Source organism: Bradyrhizobium sp. RD5-C2, from assembly GCF_019972155.1.
Classification (GTDB): Bacteria; Pseudomonadota; Alphaproteobacteria; order Rhizobiales; family Xanthobacteraceae; genus Bradyrhizobium.
Genome location: NZ_BOVL01000005.1, coordinates 120,544 through 138,428, shown reverse-complemented (window position 1 = coordinate 138,428; position 17,885 = coordinate 120,544). Strand labels below are relative to the sequence as shown.

The 17,885-nt window shown below is 64.8% G+C and carries 17 protein-coding genes; 7 read left to right on the top strand and 10 right to left on the bottom strand.

The genetic code is table 11. The features are described from left to right. Window positions 1–44: 44 nt before the first annotated feature. From BraRD5C2_RS02800 to BraRD5C2_RS02790, 3 genes are all read right to left on the bottom strand, one after another. Window positions 45–626: a YqaA family protein gene (locus BraRD5C2_RS02800; RefSeq protein ID WP_223966697.1), complete on the bottom strand. Its 582-nt coding sequence runs from the start codon at window positions 624–626 to the stop codon at window positions 45–47. 63 nt (window positions 627–689) lie between these two features. Next, window positions 690–1,103: a phosphoribosyl-ATP diphosphatase gene (gene hisE / locus BraRD5C2_RS02795; protein ID WP_223966696.1), complete on the bottom strand. Its 414-nt coding sequence runs from the start codon at window positions 1,101–1,103 to the stop codon at window positions 690–692. Window positions 1,104–1,226: 123 nt separating this feature from the next. Further along, window positions 1,227–1,661: a hypothetical protein gene (locus tag BraRD5C2_RS02790; RefSeq protein WP_223966695.1), complete on the bottom strand. Its 435-nt coding sequence runs from the start codon at window positions 1,659–1,661 to the stop codon at window positions 1,227–1,229. A gap of 262 nt (window positions 1,662–1,923) precedes the next feature. On the opposite strand from BraRD5C2_RS02790, the gene BraRD5C2_RS02785 reads away from it, so the two are divergent. The 6 genes from BraRD5C2_RS02785 (at window position 1,924) to BraRD5C2_RS02760 (ending at window position 9,549) form a co-directional block, all read left to right on the top strand. Further along, window positions 1,924–2,979: an ABC transporter substrate-binding protein gene (locus BraRD5C2_RS02785; RefSeq protein WP_223966694.1), complete on the top strand. Its 1,056-nt coding sequence runs from the start codon at window positions 1,924–1,926 to the stop codon at window positions 2,977–2,979. Window positions 2,980–3,118: 139 nt separating this feature from the next. Beyond that, window positions 3,119–4,897, top strand: coding sequence for a glucan ABC transporter ATP-binding protein/ permease (locus BraRD5C2_RS02780; protein ID WP_223966693.1), 1,779 nt, complete (start codon window positions 3,119–3,121; stop codon window positions 4,895–4,897). Window positions 4,898–5,148: 251 nt separating this feature from the next. Continuing rightward, window positions 5,149–6,522, top strand: a complete 1,374-nt coding sequence (locus BraRD5C2_RS02775) for a D-alanyl-D-alanine carboxypeptidase family protein (protein ID WP_374707959.1) — start codon at window positions 5,149–5,151, stop codon at window positions 6,520–6,522. Window positions 6,523–6,687: 165 nt separating this feature from the next. Next, complete coding sequence (locus BraRD5C2_RS02770; protein ID WP_223967201.1) at window positions 6,688–8,370, top strand: long-chain fatty acid--CoA ligase; 1,683 nt, start codon at window positions 6,688–6,690, stop codon at window positions 8,368–8,370. Window positions 8,371–8,397: 27 nt separating this feature from the next. Beyond that, complete coding sequence (locus tag BraRD5C2_RS02765) at window positions 8,398–8,955, top strand: DUF924 family protein (protein ID WP_223966690.1); 558 nt, start codon at window positions 8,398–8,400, stop codon at window positions 8,953–8,955. A 108-nt stretch (window positions 8,956–9,063) separates the two neighbouring features. Then, window positions 9,064–9,549: a peroxiredoxin gene (locus BraRD5C2_RS02760; RefSeq protein WP_223966688.1), complete on the top strand. Its 486-nt coding sequence runs from the start codon at window positions 9,064–9,066 to the stop codon at window positions 9,547–9,549. Window positions 9,550–9,749: 200 nt separating this feature from the next. On the opposite strand, the gene rnhA is transcribed toward BraRD5C2_RS02760, so the two are convergent. Genes rnhA through ispH form a run of 3 tightly spaced genes read right to left on the bottom strand, consistent with a single transcriptional unit; the run spans window position 9,750 to window position 12,159 of the window. Beyond that, window positions 9,750–10,211, bottom strand: a complete 462-nt coding sequence (rnhA, locus tag BraRD5C2_RS02755; protein WP_223966686.1) for a ribonuclease HI — start codon at window positions 10,209–10,211, stop codon at window positions 9,750–9,752. Further along, the gene (locus BraRD5C2_RS02750; RefSeq protein ID WP_223966684.1) at window positions 10,199–11,179 is read right to left on the bottom strand and encodes a homoserine kinase; all 981 of its coding nucleotides are present in this window, start codon (window positions 11,177–11,179) and stop codon (window positions 10,199–10,201) included. The genes rnhA and BraRD5C2_RS02750 overlap by 13 nt, the downstream gene beginning before the upstream one ends. A 5-nt stretch (window positions 11,180–11,184) precedes the next feature. Continuing rightward, the gene (gene ispH / locus BraRD5C2_RS02745; protein WP_223966682.1) at window positions 11,185–12,159 is read right to left on the bottom strand and encodes a 4-hydroxy-3-methylbut-2-enyl diphosphate reductase; all 975 of its coding nucleotides are present in this window, start codon (window positions 12,157–12,159) and stop codon (window positions 11,185–11,187) included. A gap of 240 nt (window positions 12,160–12,399) precedes the next feature. Here ispH and BraRD5C2_RS02740 point away from each other — a divergent pair, with 240 nt between their 5' ends. Then, entirely contained in the window at window positions 12,400–13,095 is a 696-nt protein-coding gene (locus tag BraRD5C2_RS02740; RefSeq protein WP_050405544.1) for a DUF1013 domain-containing protein, read from the top strand. A 117-nt stretch (window positions 13,096–13,212) separates the two neighbouring features. Here BraRD5C2_RS02740 and BraRD5C2_RS02735 read toward each other — a convergent pair whose 3' ends face one another. From BraRD5C2_RS02735 to BraRD5C2_RS02720, 4 genes are all read right to left on the bottom strand, one after another. After that, window positions 13,213–14,328 carry an acyltransferase family protein gene (locus BraRD5C2_RS02735; protein WP_223966680.1) on the bottom strand — a complete coding sequence of 372 codons (1,116 nt, stop codon included), beginning with the start codon at window positions 14,326–14,328 and terminating at the stop codon, window positions 13,213–13,215. A 104-nt stretch (window positions 14,329–14,432) separates the two neighbouring features. Further along, window positions 14,433–14,705, bottom strand: coding sequence for a hypothetical protein (locus BraRD5C2_RS02730; RefSeq protein ID WP_194458312.1), 273 nt, complete (start codon window positions 14,703–14,705; stop codon window positions 14,433–14,435). 322 nt (window positions 14,706–15,027) lie between these two features. After that, window positions 15,028–16,935, bottom strand: coding sequence for a propionyl-CoA synthetase (locus BraRD5C2_RS02725; RefSeq protein ID WP_223966678.1), 1,908 nt, complete (start codon window positions 16,933–16,935; stop codon window positions 15,028–15,030). Between the two features lie 124 nt (window positions 16,936–17,059). Then, complete coding sequence (locus BraRD5C2_RS02720; RefSeq protein WP_223966677.1) at window positions 17,060–17,842, bottom strand: hypothetical protein; 783 nt, start codon at window positions 17,840–17,842, stop codon at window positions 17,060–17,062. Between the last annotated feature and the right edge of the window lie 43 nt (window positions 17,843–17,885).

The window sequence follows — 17,885 nt, the reverse complement described above, 5'->3', positions numbered from 1 at the left end:
CCGAAGCCGTCCGCGAGCAAAGACGCGAACGGCTAGAACTTTGGTCAGATCAGCTTGAATGCGACAACAAAGCCCAGCACCAGCACGATCGCGCCGATCGCGACCCACAGGCCAAGCCGCTTCTCGAGTTCGGCGCGGATGATATCGCCATAGCGGTTGAGCAGCACCGCGACGAAGAAGAAGCGGCCGCCGCGTGCGACGATCGAGCACAGGATGAACAGCCAGATGTTGTAGCCGGCAAAGCCCGACGTGATCGTCACGAGCTTGTAGGGGATCGGCGTCAGCCCCTTCACGAGGATGATGACGGCACCCCACTCGGCATAGGAAGCGCGGAACGCGTCGACCTTGTCGGAGAGGCCATAGAGATGGATCAGCCATTGTCCGAGCGAGTCGTAGAGCAGCGCGCCGATCGCGTAGCCGAGCACGCCGCCGGCGACCGACGCGACGGTGCAGACGGCCGCGAACCACCAGGCCCGCTTCGGCCGCGCCAACGACATCGGCAGCAGCATGATGTCAGGAGGGATCGGGAAGAAGGAGCTCTCGGCGAAGGCGACGGCCGCGAGAATCCACAGTGCGTAGGGCTTGTCGGCCGCCGCGACGCACCAGTCGTAAATCCGTTTCAACATGGGCGCGATGAACCATCATGGAGCGGATTTGTCCATGCCGGGAATGGATCGAATTTGGTTGATTTACGACTGCCGTTTGCGCAGCCGGTTCTCCAGCGCGACAATTCGACGCCGAACCACCGGAACGGGCGCGGTCTTGGACAGGGACTTGGAGACCTTGACCGGCGACTTCGGGAGCTTCTCGGCGATCCCGAGCAGCCGCTCGCGCCGCGCCATCTCGCGCCAGACATCCTCGGGCTTCACGCCTAGCGACGCCCAGAGAACGGTGAGATTGTAGAGCAGGTCCGCGCTCTCGCGGACGACGGCGTCCGGCTTGCCGGTAACGGCGTCGATCACGACCTCGACCGCTTCCTCGGCGAGCTTCTTGGCCATCTTGGCCGGCCCGCGCTGGAACAGCCGTGCCGTGCGCGACGTAGCCGGATCAAGATCCTTGGCCGCGATCACCGCCTGGTAAAGCCGCTCGATCGAATCACTCATCCTACGAGCCTAATCGAAACGCGTCGCCAGCGTGTTAACGACCCGACCGACAACGAAAAATCCACCGGCCTCGCAGCCGGTGGATTCGATCTTTTGTGACAGTTCTGAGAACCGATGCCGGCGTCAATACGGCGTATAGGGCAGTGCCGAGCGGCGCCCGTAATAGCCGTGATAACCATAATTCGGTCCGCCGCCGTAATAGGCCGGGCCACCGCCATAATAGGCTGGGCCGCCGTAGCCCGGACCGCCATCGTAGTAGCCATAGGAGTCGTAGTAGTCGCGACGGTTCTGGGCCGCGGCGATTGCCAAGCCCGTGCCGACGATCCCGGCGAACGCAGCCGCGGCAGCCGCGCCACCGCCGCCATAGTAGCGACGGCGCGCGCTGATGTCGGTCGCGCCGCTCGTGCCGTGCGACGTGGTCACGGCCGCCGCCTTGCCCGCCGGAGCAGAGCCTGCGAACGCCATCGTCGGCTCAACGGCCGTCAACGCCACCGCGGCAACCGTTGCCAATGTGGCTGCGCGGCCAATGGACGAAAAAACACCTTTTCGCGCAAACATTGCAGTCATCCTTTTTGGAAGCCGGCCCGACGGGCCCTGGTTAGCTAACCACTGCCTCTAGATTAGGTTCCCCAAACCGAATGCAAGCTGAACAACCTGAGGTGAAATCGAGGCAGTCATCGGCCGTTCACCTTGCCTGGGGCAGAATGCATGCAAATAACGCTTGAAATTGATGCTTGAATTGCACGCTGCCCTGGCGCATTCGATGTCATGAAGCAGGCGCAGCCGGCGCGGCACTTTGTCTCGCCTCCCGGATGTCATGATGCAGGTAAGTCGGACCACCGTTCTCCGCTGGATACTGGCCGGCATGATCGGCCTTTCGGGCGGCGTGTGGCCGGCCGTCACACCGCTGCGCGCCGGCGACGCGCCGCAGCCGATCACCATCCAGTTCACGCTCGACCGTCCGCTTGATGCCGCCGCGGCCCCATTCGTGATGGCGTCGGCCGGCGGCCTGTTCAGCGCCGAGGGCCTTGCGGTCGGCACCAACGTCGCCACCAGCTCGGCGGACGCCATCGCGCGCGTCGCCGACGGCTCGAGCGATTTCGCCCTCGTCGATATCAACGCGCTGATCCGCTTTCGCGACAAGCCGGGTGCGGCCCCCGTCAAGGCGGTGTTCGTGCTGTTCAACCAGGCGCCCTATGCGATCATCGCCCGCAAAAGCCGGGGCATCAAGGCGCTGACCGACATTCAAGGCAAGAACCTCGGCGTCGCCGAGGGCGACCTCTCGATCCGGCTGTGGCCCGCGGTCGCCAGGCAGAACGGCATCAAGCTTGCGAGCGTGAAGCAGAACACGATCAGCGCCGCGGTGCGCGAGCCGATGCTCTCCGCAGGCCAGATCGATGCCGTCACCGGCTTCTCCTATCTCTCGGCGATCAATCTGCGCGATCGCGGCGTGCCCGCCGACGATCTCGCGGTGCTGCGCTTCGCCGACTATGGCTGCGAAGCCTATGGCTTTGCCGTGATCGTCAGCCCGCGCCTTGCGGCGGCTAAGCCGGACGCGGTGAAAGGCTTCGTGCGCGCGGTGATCGGCGGCACCAACCTCGCGGTCAAGGACCCCGCCCGTGCCGCGGGCGAGGTGGTGAGCCGGATGGATGGCGGTTCGCGCGATCTCGAGCTTGAGCGGCTAGGCGCCATCATCCGCGACAACATCCTGACCGGCGAGGTGAAACGCGACGGCCTCGGCGGCATCGAGGTGGAGCGCTTCGAGCGGTCGGTCGACCAGCTCGCCGAAGACTTCAAATTCCAGAAGCGGCCGCACGCCGCCGACATCTTCGACGACCAATTCCTGCCGCCGATCGACGGCCGGCTGGTGAATTGAGAGTTGCCCTCCGCGCAGTCGTCGTGCCCGGCAAATCGCGGAGCGCGATACGTCACCGCCCGGCTGGCCCTCGCCCGCGAACCCTGATTAAATTGCATCCCGCCTGACCGGGCGCCCACCGCTGACGAGTCCCGCCGGCATGTCCATGCTTCGCCTCTATACCCGCGTCCTCGAACTGCTCGGCAAGGAGGCGCGGCTCGGCTGGATCCTCGCCGCGGCCAACATGCTGCTCGCCGGCGCGCAATTCGCCGAGCCGGTGCTGTTCGGCAAGATCGTCGACGTGCTGTCGGGCCGGCCGGTCACCGGGTTGTTCGCGACCTCCTCGGCATGGCCGCTGCTCGCGGCCTGGGCGGCGTTCGGCCTGTTCACGATCGGCTGCAGCGCGATCGTAGCACTACAGGCCGACCGTCTCGCGCACCGCCAGCGCCAGGCGGTGCTGACGGATTATTTCGAGCACATCCTGCAGCTGCCGCTGACCTTCCACTCCGGCACCCATTCCGGGCGACTGATGAAGGTGATGCTGAACGGCACCGACGCGCTGTGGCGGCTCTGGCTCGGCTTCTTCCGCGAACACTTCGCCGCGATCATGTCGCTGATCGTGCTGCTGCCGCTCGCGCTCTACATCAACTGGCGGCTGGCGATCCTGCTGTTCGCACTCTGTGTCGTGTTCACCGTGCTGACCACGCTGGTGGTGCGCAAGACCTACGGCATGCAGAGCGAGGTCGAAGCCTATTACAGCGACCTCTCGGCGCGCGCCTCCGACGCGCTCGGCAATGTCGCGCTGGTGCAGAGCTTCGTGCGGATCGATTCCGAGGTGCAGGGCCTGCGCTACGTCGCCGACAAGCTGCTCGCGGTGCAGATGCCGGTGCTGTCATGGTGGGCGCTGGTCACCGTGATCACGCGCGCCTCGACCACGATCACGGTGCTCGCGATCTTCACGGTCGGCATCGCGCTCCACAACGAGGGCCTCACCACGGTCGGCGAGATCGTGATGTTCGTCTCGTTCGCGACCATGCTGATCCAGAAGCTCGAGCAGGTGGTGAGCTTCATCAACAACGTATTCATGGAAGCGCCGCGGCTGCAGGAATTCTTCGACGTGCTCGACGCGGTGCCGGCGGTGCGCGACCGGCCCGGCGCGGTCGATCCCGGCCGGCTGTCGGGGCTGGTCGAATTCAACGACGTCTCGTTCTCCTATGACGGCAAGCGGCCGGCGATCGAGGATCTCAGCTTCACCGCATTGCCCGGCCAGACCATCGCGCTGGTCGGCTCGACCGGCGCCGGCAAATCCACCGCGATCGCGCTGCTGCATCGCGCGTTCGATCCGCAATCCGGCATCATCAAGATCGACGGTATGGACATACGCGCGCTGAAGCTGACGGCGCTGCGGCGGAACATCGGCGTGGTGTTCCAGGAGGCGCTGCTGTTCAACCGCTCGCTCGCCGACAATCTGCGTGTCGGCAAGCCCGATGCGACCGACGAGGAGCTGCGCACCGCCGCGGCGCGCGCGCAGGCGCTGGATTTCATCGAGCGCAGCGAAAAGAAGTTCGACACCCATGCCGGCGAGCGCGGCCGCATGCTCTCCGGCGGCGAACGTCAGCGATTATCAATTGCGCGTGCGCTGCTCAAGGATCCGCCGATCCTGATCCTCGACGAGGCAACCAGCGCGCTCGACGCCGTCACCGAGGCCAAGGTGAATGCTGCTCTCGACGAAGTGATGAAGGGCCGCACCACCTTCGTGATCGCGCACCGTCTCTCGACCATCCGCTACGCCACCCGCATCCTGTTGTTCGACCAGGGACGGGTGATCGAAAGCGGAACTTTCGATGAACTGGTAGCGAAAGGCGGGCGTTTTGCCGAACTTGCGCGGGCCCAGTTCATGGTCCAGGAACAGGCGCGCGCCGGCATCGAGGCACCATAATTCTGCCCTTTCCAATTGAGGCGGCTGCCGAAATTCAGCCGATTTCGTCCACGATATAATTGGCCGGCCTCTGTTCTCAGCTGGCAAGCCGGTATAGGTTTGCATCGCCGCAATGCGGCGCCGGACACGCTTGAAACCCGTACGTCACATCGCAAGACCTCCTTCTCGAAGGCGGGTCTCAAAGGACCGGAACCGTCGTGTATTTTCCTCGCCCGCTGCGCCCGTCGTTGAAATGGATTCTGGCCGTCGCGATGCTCGCCATCGCAACGCCGCAGATCGCGCAAGCCGAGGCGCTGCTGGTCGTCGAGGCCGATTCCGGAAAGGTGCTGCAGGCCGACAACGCCACTATGCCGTGGTATCCGGCCTCGCTCAGCAAGCTGATGACCGCCTATGTGACGCTGAAGGCGGTCAAGGATGGCCGGGTGTCGCTCGACACGCTGCTCACGGTGTCGCCGACTGCGTCATCACAGTCGCCCTCGAAGATGGGCCTTCGGCCCGGCACCCAGGTCACCGTCGACAACGCGCTCAAGATGATGCTGGTGAAGTCGGCCAACGACATGGCCGTGGTGCTGGCCGAGGGCATCGGCGGCTCGATCGACGGCTTTGCCGGCGAAATGAACCAGACCGCGCAAAAGCTCGGCATGACGCAAACGAGCTACGTCAACCCGAACGGCCTGCCTGCCGATGGCCAGATCACCTCGGCGCGCGACATGGCGATCCTCGCCCGCGCCATCATCCGCGACCTGCCGGAATACGAGTATTTCGTCCACATCCCGTCGATCCGCTTCGGCCGCCGCGTCACCCAGAACTTCAACAAGCTGATCGGCCGCTATCCCGGCGCCGACGGCTTCAAGACCGGCTTCATCTGCGCCTCCGGCTACAATCTCGTGGCGTCGGCGACGCGCGACGGCAAGCGGCTGATCGCCGTGGTGCTCGGCGCCTCCTCGGGCCGCATGCGCGCGATCCGCGCCGCGCAGCTCCTGGATCGCGGCTTTGCCAATAACGGGCTGGCGTGGCTGCGGCCCTCGCTCGGCACCGTCGACAATCTGGTGCCGATCGATACCACCCCGCCGAACCTGCGCGAGGAGATGTGCGGCGCCAAGCACAAGCGGCCCGCCAGCGACGAGGACGGAGAAGACACCGTCGCCAGCGCCGGCGCGAGCACCAACGGCGACAGCGGCGTGAGCTTCTTCGCCTCGGGCCTGCAGGCCGCGATGCCGACCAAACCGGCCGACATGCTGGCGCAGCCGGCGGCGGCGTCCGAACCGGTCGTGGTTTATACGGGACCGACCAAGACCGGGGCTGCGCTGATCGCCGCGGTCGATGCCGACACCGAGAAGCTGCAGCCGGCCAAGCGCGCCAAGGGCAAGCACACCCGTGTCGCCGGCAAGAAGTCCGATGCGGCCGACGACGCCAAGGGTGATGCCAAGAGCGCTTCCAAGTCGGACAACAAGCCGGCGGCCAAGCCGGTGCGTCACGCCAACGCCAAGCCGGATGCCGCAGCTGCGAAGCCCGCCGCGGACAAGCCGGCCGCCGCAAAGCCTGCCGGCAAGCCGGCGGCGGCAAAGCCTGCTGCGAAGCCCAAGGCCGAGAAGCCGAAGGCCGACGCCAAGCCGGCAGGCTAAGCAGAGCGGCGGCCCTCTCCGAATTCCCAATGCGTCGATAGCGCGCAGCGGCTTGCCATTGGCCGCGGCATCGCTCAATACTGCCTGAAATAACACGGTCAAGGACCGGAAAACCCGGAAGCAATCCGGGACGTCAGCCAAAATTTGAGAGAGGGAATGGCCATTATGGAGCGCATCTGGCTCAAGCATTATCCGGCCGGCGTGCCCGCCGATATCGACGTCACGCAATATTCGTCGCTGGTCGAATTGCTGGAAGAGAGCTTCAAGAAGTTCGCCGATCGCAAGGCGTTCATCTGCATGGACAAGGCGATCACCTATCGCGAGCTCGACGAGATGTCGACGGCGCTCGGCGCCTACCTGCAGAGCAAGGGCCTGCAGAAGGGCGCACGCGTCGCGCTGATGATGCCGAACGTGCTGCAATATCCGGTCGCGACCGCCGCCGTGTTGCGCGCCGGCTATGCCGTGGTCAACGTCAATCCGCTCTACACCCCGCGCGAGCTCGAGCATCAGCTCAAGGATTCCGGCGCGGAAGCGATCATCGTGCTGGAGAACTTCGCCACCACCGTGCAGAAGGTACTGCCTAACACCGCGGTGAAGCAGGTGATCGTCGGCAGCATGGGCGACCTGCTCGGCTTCAAGGGCGTCATCGTCAACCTGGTGGTGCGCCGGGTGAAGAAGATGGTGCCGGCCTGGTCGATCCCGGGTGCGGTCGGCTTCAACGAGGCGCTGTCGGCCGGCCGCGGCATGAAGCTCAACAAGCCGGTGCTGACGCGCCAGGACGTCGCCTTCCTGCAATATACCGGCGGCACCACGGGCGTCTCCAAGGGCGCCACGCTGATCCACCAGAACGTACTCGCCAACGTGCTGCAGAATGACGCCTGGCTGCAGCCGGCGCTGAAGAAGCCGCCGATCGTCGACCAGATGGTGATCGTCTGCGCGCTGCCGCTCTATCACATCTTCGCTCTGACGGCGTGCTACCTGCTGGGCGTGCGCTCCGGCGGCACCAATCTGTTGATCCCCAATCCGCGCGACATGGCCGGCTTCATCAAGGAGCTGGCGAAATATCAGGTCAGCTTTTTCCCGGCCGTCAACACGCTCTATAATGGCCTGTTGAACACGCCAGGCTTCGACAAGCTGGATTTCTCCAAGCTGAAGATCGCCAATGGCGGCGGCATGGCGACGCAAAAGCCGGTCGCGGAGAAATGGCTGAAAGTCACGGGAATCTCGTTGTCGGAAGGCTATGGTCTGTCCGAGACCTCGCCGACCCTGACGTGCAATCCCGCGACGATCACAGAGTTCTCCGGGACGATCGGCCTTCCGGTCCCCTCGACCTGGCTCTCGATCCGCGACGACGACGGCAATGAACTGCCGCTCGGCGAAGCCGGCGAAATCTGCGCCAAGGGCCCGCAGGTGATGTCGGGGTACTGGAACAGGCCTGACGAGACCGCCAAGGTGATGACGGCGGATGGCTATTTCCGCACCGGCGACATCGGCGTGATGGACGAGAAGGGCTACACCAAGATCGTCGACCGCAAGAAGGACATGATCCTGGTCTCGGGCTTCAACGTCTATCCGAACGAGATCGAGGAAGTGCTGGCGAGCCATCCGGGCGTGCTCGAATGCGCCGTGATCGGCGTGCCCGACGCGAAGTCCGGTGAGGCCGTGAAGGCCTTCGTGGTCAAGAAGGACCCGAGCGTCACCGCCGAGGACATCATCAAGTTCGCCGCCACCCAGCTCACGGCCTACAAAGTGCCGAAGCAGATCGAGTTCAGGGCCGATCTGCCGAAGACCAATGTCGGCAAGATCCTGCGCCGCGAGCTGCGCGACGAGAAGAAGGCCGCGGCCTGAAGCAGGTGATGCGGGTGTTGGCCGGACATGACTGACGCTCGCATCGCGACGCCCGCCGACGTCATCGCGTTCTGGCGAGAAGCCGGCCGCGACCACTGGTACACGCACGACGACACCTTCGATGCCGAAATCCGCAGCCGCTTCCTTGCCACCTGGCAGAAGGCGGCTGCCGGCGAATTGTCGTCATGGGAGGCGAGCGACGACGGCGCGCTGGCGCTGACCATCGTGCTCGACCAGTTTCCGCGAAACCTGTTTCGAGGCGACGCCAGGACCTTTTCAAGTGATGCGCTGGCGCGTGACGTGGCAAGGCGCGCCATCGACCGCGGCGTCGACGCGCGGACCGACCCGGTGCTGCGCGAATTCCTCTATCTGCCTTTCGAGCATTCGGAAGACCTCGACGACCAGCAGCGTTGCGTGACGCTGTTCCGGCAATACGACTGCCATCCCGACAACCTGAAATATGCCGAGGACCACGCCGACATCATCCGCCGGTTCGGCCGCTTCCCGCACCGTAATCGGGTGCTTGGCCGGGAAACCACCGCCGACGAACAGGCCTTTCTCGACGCCGGCGGGTTTTCCGGCTGATGACGGAACGGTGACCGGCTTCCCGCATTGCCGTTCCTCCATCAGCTCGTATTGTGCGATCCCACGGCCGGGTTTAAGACAATTCCGCTTCACCGAGGGAGAACAACGATGACGATCAATGTTGGCGACAAGCTGCCGGAAGCCAAGTTTCGCGTAATGACCGCCGAGGGTCCGCAGGTCAAAACCACCGAAGACATTTTCAAGGGCAAGAAGGTCGCCCTGTTCGCAGTGCCCGGCGCCTACACCGGCACCTGCCACAAGATGCATCTGCCGAGCATCTTCCTCAACGCCTATGCCATGAAGAACAAGGGCGTCGACACCATCGCGATCGTCTCGGTCAACGATGCCTTCGTGATGAACGCCTGGAAGCGCGACACCGACCAGCGCGACGAAGCCGTCTTCCTGGCCGACGGTAACGCCGACTTCGCCAAGGCGATCGGCATGGAGCTCGACGCCTCCGGCAACGGTCTCGGCATCCGCTCCCACCGCTACTCGATGCTGGTCGAGGACGGCGTGGTGAAGAAGCTCAACAAGGAGCCGGCTCCTGGCAAGGTCGAGGTCTCCGGCGGCGACACGCTGCTCGGGCAGCTCTGAGCTGACGCCGCGCGCACACTGTCGTTGCCCGGCCTGTGCGCAATTGCGCACATGGACCGGGCAACCCAGTACGCCGCGGCGGCCTCACGTTTCAATTGCCACTGTCTCTGGAATACTGGATCGCCCGCTTTCGCGGGCGATGACAGTTTTGGGTATGGCGATAGCCGGGATCGCTGATGCGCAGCCGGCGCTCGCCGCCCTTACCCCTTCAGCCGCGCCATCGCCACGCCCTCGCGCGCCAGCTCGTCGGCGCGTTCGTTCTCGGCGTGGCCGGCATGGCCCTTGATCCAGTGCCAGCGCACCTCGTGCGGCTTCAGCGCGGCGTCGAGGCGCTGCCACAGCTCGACATTCTTCACCGGCTTCTTGTCGGCGGTGCGCCAGCCGTTGCGCTTCCAGCCGTGAATCCAGGCGGTAATGCCCTGACGGACGTACTGGCTGTCGGTGGTGAGGTCGACCACGCAGGGCTTCTTCAGGGCTTCCAGCGCCGAGATCGCCGCCATCAGCTCCATCCGGTTGTTGGTGGTGTGCGCCTCGCCGCCCTTCAATTCCTTCTCGACGTCGCCGAATCTGAGGATCGCGCCCCAGCCGCCCGGTCCGGGGTTTCCGGAGCAGGCACCATCGGTGAAGACGATCACATGCGGCTTGTCGCTCACGCCGTGCATCCGGCCGGCGTGATGCCGTAGTCATTGATAGCAGCGACGTTCTGATGGAAGCGCAGCTTGCGGACGTATTCCAGCGGATCCTTCGGCTGCACCAGCGCACCCTCGGGCACGTTGAGGAAATCGACCAGGCGCGTCAGCAGGAAACGGAGCGCGGCGCCGCGCGCGAGCAGCGGCAGCGCAGCCTGTTCCGCCGCCGACAATTGCCGCTCGCGGCCATAGGCATTGAGCAGCGCGCGCGCCTTGGTGACGTTGAAGGAATGATCCGGCTCGAAGCACCAGGCGTTGAGGCAGATCGCAACGTCGTAGGCCAGGATATCGTTGCAGGCGAACGGAAAGTCGATCAGGCCCGAGACCTTGTCGCCGAGGAAGAAGACGTTGTCGGGAAACAGGTCGGCATGGATCACGCCGACCGGCAGATCCGCCGGCCACGCGGCTTCGAGATGATCGAGCTCGCGCGCGATGAAGTCGTGCAGACCCGTCTGCACGCTGTCGGCCCGCGCGGCGGCGAGATCGAACAGCGGCCGCCAGCCGGCGACCGACAGCGGATTCTCGCGGACCAGCGGAAAGTCGCGGCCGGCCAGATGCATCCTGGCCAGCGCTTCGCCGACGCCGGAGCAATGCGCCACGTTCGGCCGCCGCGGCCACATGCCTTCGAGGAAGTTGATGATCGCCGCCGGCCGGCCGGCGAGCCGGCTGTAGACCTCACCCCTGCGGTTGCGCGCCGGCTGCGGGCACGACACACCGCGCGCGGCGAGGTGCGCCATCAGCGACAGGAAATACGGCAGGTCGTCCTCGGCCACACGCTTCTCGTAGAGCGTGAGGATGTACGCGCCCTGGCTGGTGTGCAGCAGGAAGTTCGAATTCTCGACGCCCTCGGCGATGCCCTTGTAGGAGAGCAATTCGCCGATGTCGTAGCTCTTGAGGAATTCCGCGAGGTCTTCGGCGGCAACGTCGGTGTAGACCGCCATATGGTCTATTCCGCGGCGGCAGCGTCGGGCCGCAGCGAACGCGGCAGCGGGAAGAACTCGTTCTCTTCCGCGGCCGAGACCGTCTCCACGTGAAGCTCGAAGCGCTCGGCGAAGGCGCCCATGATCTCCTCGACGATCACTTCTGGCGCCGAAGCGCCCGCGGTGATGCCGAGGCTCGTGATGCCTTCAAACCTGCTCCAGTCGATGTCGCTGGCACGTTGGGCAAGAATCGCAATGGGGCAGCCCTCGCGCTCGGCGACCTCGCGCAGGCGCTGCGAGTTCGACGAGTTCGGCGCACCGACCACGATCAGGGCATCGACCACCGGCGCCACCTTCTTCACCGCGAGCTGGCGATTGGTGGTGGCGTAGCAGATGTCTTCCTTGTGCGGACCGTTGACATTCGGGAACCGTTGCTTGAGCAGCGCCACGATCTCCGCGGTGTCGTCGATCGACAGCGTGGTCTGGGTCACGAAGGCGAGGTTGTCGGGATCCTTCGGCACGAAGGTTTTAGCATCCTCGGCGGTCTCGATCAGGGTCACGGCGCCCTCTGGCAGCTGGCCCAGGGTTCCGACCACCTCGGGGTGATGGGAATGCCCGATCAGGAGGATCTCGCGGCCGCGCTTGAAATGGATCGCCGCCTCGCGATGGACCTTGGTCACCAGCGGGCAGGTCGCGTCCAGCGAGAAGAAATTGCGGGACTTGGCCTCGGCCGGAACCGACTTGGGAACGCCGTGGGCCGAAAACACCACCGGCGCGTTGGTATCGTCGGGGATTTCGGCCAATTCCTCGACGAAAATGGCGCCTTTGGTCTTCAGGCTGTCGACCACATACTTGTTATGGACGATTTCGTGCCGGACATAGACCGGGGCACCATAAATGGTGAGCGCGCGTTCGACCGTATCGATGGCGCGGACCACCCCGGCGCAAAAGCCGCGGGGGGAACAAAGCACGATTCTAAGATCGGGTTTTTTCGCTGACATCAGGCTGTCTCGGGGCAATCTCGGGGCAATCTCGGGACCGAATCACCCCTCGCCGGCGGGCGGGGAACGGCCAGTTAGGATAAGGACTTGGGACTGCTTTCGGGCGCTGTCAAGGCGATTTTGCTGGCCCATTGCGCCATTCCCCCCGGAGGGCTTATATAGGCCCTATAATTCCCGTCATCGCCGATGACTACCAGCTTCGCCTCTACAGAGGTGGGCGAAGCACAAAGGAGATTTGCCATGAGCAACGCACCGCTGATGCCGAAGGCGACTGCCGTGTGGTTGGTCGATAATACCGCCCTGACGTTCGATCAGGTGGCCGATTTCACCAAAATGCACCCCCTGGAGGTGCGCGCCATCGCCGACGGCGACGCCGCCCAGGGCATCAAGGGCATGGACCCGATTTCCAACGGCCAGCTGACCCGCGAGGAGATCGAGCGCGGCGAGCGGGACCAGAACTACCGCCTCAGGCTCCAGGAGAGCAAGGTGGTGCTGCCGACCGCCGCCAAGAAGAAGGGCCCGCGCTACACCCCGGTGTCGCGCCGCCATGAGCGGCCGAGCGCGATCCTCTGGCTGGTGCGCAACCACCCCGAACTCAAGGACGCCCAGATCATGCGTCTGGTCGGCACCACCAAGACCACGATCGCGAGCGTACGTGACCGCACCCACTGGAACGCGTCGACGCTGACCCCGATGGACCCGGTGACGCTCGGCCTGTGCTCGCAGATCGAGCTCGATTTCGAGGTGCAGCGCGCCGCCAAGGAGAAGCCGACCACGACCGTCTACGGCGGCGCCACGCTGCTGCCGGCCTCCGAGACCACGCGCAAGGACGAGCTCGACGATCAGCCGATCGAGCGGCACGACGATCTCAATGTCGATGCCGTGTTCGCCAAGCTGAAGACGATCGGCGGCAAGAAGGCCGACGACGAGGAGTAAGCGCCGGCTGCGTTTCTCGACGATCACGATACGAACGCGGCGGGCAACCCGCCGCGTTTTTGTTTGCGGCACGCGCAGCCTTGATCCCGCGAGCGGCGCACCGGGGGCCGCTTTCGCTCACCCGAACGAGAAACGCCGGTGGGCAAAGTCGAGCAGCGGACGTTCGAAATATCGATAGCTCAGGGCACACAGGCCGAACGTCAACGCGAACGCGCCGAAGGTCAGCGAGATGCCGGCAAGGCTCCCGACCGTCCTCGGTTGATGCAGCACGGCGAACAGCAGGTACAGGATGACGTGGTGGGTGAGATACGCCGCGTAGGACGTCCTGGCGAAGAAGGTCGCGACCGAACTGCGCAGCAGTGCGAGTTTTGGCGAGCCGCGATTTTCCAGAACGACGAACAGCAGAGAACCGAAGAAGATCTCGACCTGCGTGTGCGAGAACGCCACCGACCAGCGCTTCCATCCGAACAGCCACAGCAGGGGAAGCGAGATGATCGACCATTTGAGGATGGCGGCGACGCGTCTGGAGACCTCGACATCCGGCTTGCGATAAAGGCGCCACCAGGCGATCAGCGCGCCGATCGCAAGCGAATCGATCCTGAATTGCGGCAGCACGTACCAGCCGTAGGCGTCCGGCAGCGCGCTATCGATCAGGCGCCCGATCGGGCAGATCAGGATCGGCACGAGCAGGATCGCAAACAGCCGCTCGGGCGGGATGTTCCGGACCAGCAAAGGAAACAGCAGATAAAACTGCTCCTCGATCGCGAGCGACCAGGTTACGGCCAGAAAGTAAGCGCCATCGGTCTGCGCCTTGGCCATGCCGAAATTCTGCAAGCCGAACAGATACAGCCAGCCGGGCACGCCCCTGGTGTCGAACAGATCAGGGCTTAACGAAAAATACCAGCCGATCAGAGCGCCAGCGCACATCAGGTAGTACAGCGGCCAGATGCGAAACGCGCGCCTGCCGTAGAAGGCCGAGTAATATCGTTCGGCCGCGCGGTAGCGCAGCAGAATATCGGTGATGAGATAGCCGGACAGAATGAAGAACAGGTCGACGCCGAAGCGGCCGACATGCAGCAATTTCCACGGCATGCCCTGCGGACCGTCCGGCGCGCCGAAATAGTGCCAGATCACGACGGTCAGCAATGCGATCGCGCGCAGCCCATCGAGCTCCCCGATCCTGTCACGTTGCAACGCGAGCTCGCCTTCCACAAGCACAGGACCTGGTCTCATCCAAACAGCCGCTCATAATCGCATGCGGCGAGCCGATACCTTGCCGGAATTCGGCCCGGCGGCCGTCCACGCATACCTCACCGGGCGGGCCGTCACCATGGCGCCTAGTGGCGGTCCGGATTGTTCATCATGTATTCGCCGAGATCGCGCTGCCGCCGATCGGTGCGGGCTTCGGCGTTCTGGCGCTGCACGTCGCGATCCTTGCGGCAGGCGACATATTCGGGCGAGCCGACCGCCACCTTGCCGCCAGCCTGGCAGTACTGATCGTCGTCGCCCATGCTCTCCGCGATCGGCGATCGGCCGCGCTCGAGACAGCCTGCCAGCAGTGGCAGTGCGAGCAGCAATGCAAGAGGCGCGCGTGCGGAAATGGATCGCATCCGGTGGTCCGTATCTCATGGCATACGACAGGGAAGGCCGGGATGACCCGGCAATCCATCAAAATCAAGGCCATTTTGCTTCCAATGGGTTTCGATGGAGCGCGAGCGAGCTGGACGATCACGCACTCATCGGCCATCGCGCCCGCGGCCGCCCCTCTCCCTAACCCTCTCCCACAAGGGAGAGGGAACCCTTCCGCCGGTGGCTGCCTCACGTCAGGTGAGCACGCTGGTAAGGCTCCCTCTCCCCTTGTGGGAGAGGGTGGGGAGAGGGGTGCCGAGCAACGCGCTCTCTCGGCAGCGCGCCGACAGCGCAACGAGCAAACTACGCCTTGCCCTTCAGCGCCTCGCCGATTTCGTCGAGCACCTTGGGGTCCTCGATCGTCGCCGGCATGGTCCAGGGCTCGCCATCGGCGATCTTCTTGATGGTGCCGCGCAGGATCTTGCCGGAGCGGGTCTTCGGCAACCGCGCCACCGTGATCGCGAGCTTGAACGCGGCGACCGGGCCGAGCTTCTCGCGCACCAGCGCCACGACCTCCTTCTCGACCTGATCCGGCGCCTTGGTGACGCCCGCCTTCAGCACCAGGAAGCCGCAGGGCACCTCGCCCTTGATCGCATCCTTGACGCCGAGCACGGCGCATTCGGCAACGTCGGGATGCGAGGCGAGGATCTCCTCCATGCCGCCGGTGGAGAGCCGGTGGCCGGCGACATTGATGATGTCGTCGGTGCGGCCCATCACCCAGACATAGCCGTCCGCATCCTTGTAGCCGGCGTCCGAGGTCTTGTAGTAGCCAGGGAATTCCGAGAGATAGGCGTCCCTGAAGCGGTCGTCCTGCTGCCACAGTGTCGGCAGGCAGGCCGGTGGCATCGGCAGCTTGACCACGATCGAGCCCATGGTGCCCGCGGCGACCGGCTTCGCCGCCTCGTCGACGATGTCGACCTGATAGCCCGGCATCGGCACCGTCGGCGAACCGTGCTTGACCGGCAGCATGCCGAGGCCAACCGGATTGCCGGCGATGCACCAGCCGGTCTCGGTCTGCCACCAGTGATCGATGACCGGCACCTTGAGCTGCTGCTCCGCCCACTCCACCGTCGGCGGATCGGCACGTTCGCCGGCGAGAAACAGCGTGCGGAAGCTCGAGAGGTCGTAGCTCCTCAGCAGCTTGCCCTCGGGATCTTCCTTCTTGATCGCGCGAAACGCAGTCGGCGCGGTGAAGAAGGCGACCGCCTTGTGCTCTGAGATCACGCGCCAGAACGCGCCGGCATCCGGCGTGCCGACCGGCTTGCCCTCATACATGATCGTGGTCGCGCCGTGGATCAGCGGGCCATAGACGATGTAGGAGTGGCCGACCACCCAGCCGATGTCGGAGCCGCACCACCAGATCTCGCCGGGCTTCACGCCGTAGAGATTGTGCATCGACCATTTCAGCGCGACGAGATGCCCGCCATTGTCGCGCACCACGCCCTTCGGGATTCCGGTCGTGCCCGAGGTGTAGAGGATGTAGAGCGGATCGGTCGCGGCGACCGGCACGCAAGGCGCGGCCTTGCCGGCATCGAGCGCCGCGCTGCGCAGCGCCGCCCAGTCATGGTCGCGGCCCGCGGTGAGCTCGCACGCCTGCTGCGGCCGCTGCAGGATGATGCAAGTGTCGGGCTTGGCGCCGGCGAGGCGGATCGCTTCATCGAGCAGCGGCTTGTACTGTACGATACGCCCGGGCTCGATGCCACAGCTCGCCGAGAAGATCAGCTTCGGCTTGGCGTCGTCGATGCGGGTGGCGAGCTCCTTGGCCGCGAAGCCGCCGAACACCACGCTGTGCACCGCGCCGATCCGCGCGCAGGCGAGCATCGCGACGACGGCCTCCGGCACCATCGGCATATAGAGGATGACGCGGTCGCCCTTGGTCACGCCGAAATCCTGCATGACCGCGGCGAGCGTCTGTACTTCTTTCAGAAGCTCGGAATAGGTGAATTTGGTGATGGTGTTGGTGAGCGGGGAATCGTGGATCAGCGCGACCTGGTCGGCGCGGCCGCCGGCGACATGGCGATCCAGCGCGTTGTAGCAGGTGTTGACCACGGCGCCGGCGAACCAGCGTCCATAGGCGCCCATAGAGGGATCGTAAATCTTCTTGGCCGGCTCGATCCAGTCTATCTCGCGCGCCGCTTCCGCCCAAAAACCCTCGGGGTCTCGAAGCGAGCGGGCATACACCTCATGATACCGGCTCTGTTGGATGTTCATCGCGTTTCTCCCTCGCGCGGTCGCGCGTCATTTGCCGACCATTGTCACGGGAAGCGGCGCCGTTTCAAGCCGAAATGACCGCGACCTTCGGCCGGGTGGAACGAGAACGTTTTCGGGACGGAGTCTAGTACCCGTCGACCCCATTGATCCGCTGCAACCGCTCGCGCATCGCCTTTTGCAGGTCATAGTCCGGCTTGCCGAATTCCGCGTTGCGGCGGGCGATGAACTGATCCTGCGCGCGCTGCAGCTCGCGCGCCTGGCGCGGGTCCTGCGCCTCGCGCACCGTGCGGAAGGTCGATGCGACGATCTCGCGATCAAGATCGGCAAGCGCGGGATTGGCGCAGATCGCCTTCTCCACCGGCCGGCGCGCCTTGTGGCAATCGAAGCTCGGCTTGCCCGCGACCGCCATCATGGCGCCGATCCGCTCCAGCTCCAGCGACAGCGACTTGTAGTTGGCCTTGGCGGCGGTGTGATCGGGGTTGAGCTTGACGGCCGCGCCGAAATCCATGATCGCCTTCGGCCGGTCACCCTTGCGGCGCCACAGCTCGCCGCGCGCATTGTGGGCATCGGCAAGCGATGGATCGAGCCGGAGCACGGTGTCGTAATCTGCGATCGCGCGGTCGATCATCTGCTTGCGATCATAGGCGCTCGCGCGAGCCAGGAGGGCCTTGACTCGATCCGGCTTGGCCGCCTTCTCATTGTCGATCAGCCCGCCGCAGGCATTGATGGTCTTGTCGTCATCTGCCGCAGCAGCGGCGGCGATGCAGGGCCCGGCATCGGCCTGAACATCCTTGCCTGGCTCGCTGCCGGCCGCGCGCGCAACGCCTGACGTCAGCGCGCCCGACAGGCCAACGCACAGCAGCGCCAGAGTCAGATTGAAAGCCAGATTCGCAGAGCTACGTCGCATCCCGATCGCCGACAAGACATACCTCTCCCGCACCCGAACCGCC

Coding starts and splice junctions, on each gene's coding strand:
- BraRD5C2_RS02800 (WP_223966697.1), bottom strand. CDS start 626: ATGTTGAAACGGATTTACGACTGGTGCGTCGCGGCGGCCGACAAGCCC.
- hisE (WP_223966696.1), bottom strand. CDS start 1,103: ATGAGTGATTCGATCGAGCGGCTTTACCAGGCGGTGATCGCGGCCAAG.
- BraRD5C2_RS02790 (WP_223966695.1), bottom strand. CDS start 1,661: ATGTTTGCGCGAAAAGGTGTTTTTTCGTCCATTGGCCGCGCAGCCACA.
- BraRD5C2_RS02785 (WP_223966694.1), top strand. CDS start 1,924: ATGCAGGTAAGTCGGACCACCGTTCTCCGCTGGATACTGGCCGGCATG.
- BraRD5C2_RS02780 (WP_223966693.1), top strand. CDS start 3,119: ATGTCCATGCTTCGCCTCTATACCCGCGTCCTCGAACTGCTCGGCAAG.
- BraRD5C2_RS02775 (WP_374707959.1), top strand. CDS start 5,149: ATGCTCGCCATCGCAACGCCGCAGATCGCGCAAGCCGAGGCGCTGCTG.
- BraRD5C2_RS02770 (WP_223967201.1), top strand. CDS start 6,688: ATGGAGCGCATCTGGCTCAAGCATTATCCGGCCGGCGTGCCCGCCGAT.
- BraRD5C2_RS02765 (WP_223966690.1), top strand. CDS start 8,398: ATGACTGACGCTCGCATCGCGACGCCCGCCGACGTCATCGCGTTCTGG.
- BraRD5C2_RS02760 (WP_223966688.1), top strand. CDS start 9,064: ATGACGATCAATGTTGGCGACAAGCTGCCGGAAGCCAAGTTTCGCGTA.
- rnhA (WP_223966686.1), bottom strand. CDS start 10,211: ATGCACGGCGTGAGCGACAAGCCGCATGTGATCGTCTTCACCGATGGT.
- BraRD5C2_RS02750 (WP_223966684.1), bottom strand. CDS start 11,179: ATGGCGGTCTACACCGACGTTGCCGCCGAAGACCTCGCGGAATTCCTC.
- ispH (WP_223966682.1), bottom strand. CDS start 12,159: ATGTCAGCGAAAAAACCCGATCTTAGAATCGTGCTTTGTTCCCCCCGC.
- BraRD5C2_RS02740 (WP_050405544.1), top strand. CDS start 12,400: ATGAGCAACGCACCGCTGATGCCGAAGGCGACTGCCGTGTGGTTGGTC.
- BraRD5C2_RS02735 (WP_223966680.1), bottom strand. CDS start 14,328: ATGAGACCAGGTCCTGTGCTTGTGGAAGGCGAGCTCGCGTTGCAACGT.
- BraRD5C2_RS02730 (WP_194458312.1), bottom strand. CDS start 14,705: ATGCGATCCATTTCCGCACGCGCGCCTCTTGCATTGCTGCTCGCACTG.
- BraRD5C2_RS02725 (WP_223966678.1), bottom strand. CDS start 16,935: ATGAACATCCAACAGAGCCGGTATCATGAGGTGTATGCCCGCTCGCTT.
- BraRD5C2_RS02720 (WP_223966677.1), bottom strand. CDS start 17,842: ATGCGACGTAGCTCTGCGAATCTGGCTTTCAATCTGACTCTGGCGCTG.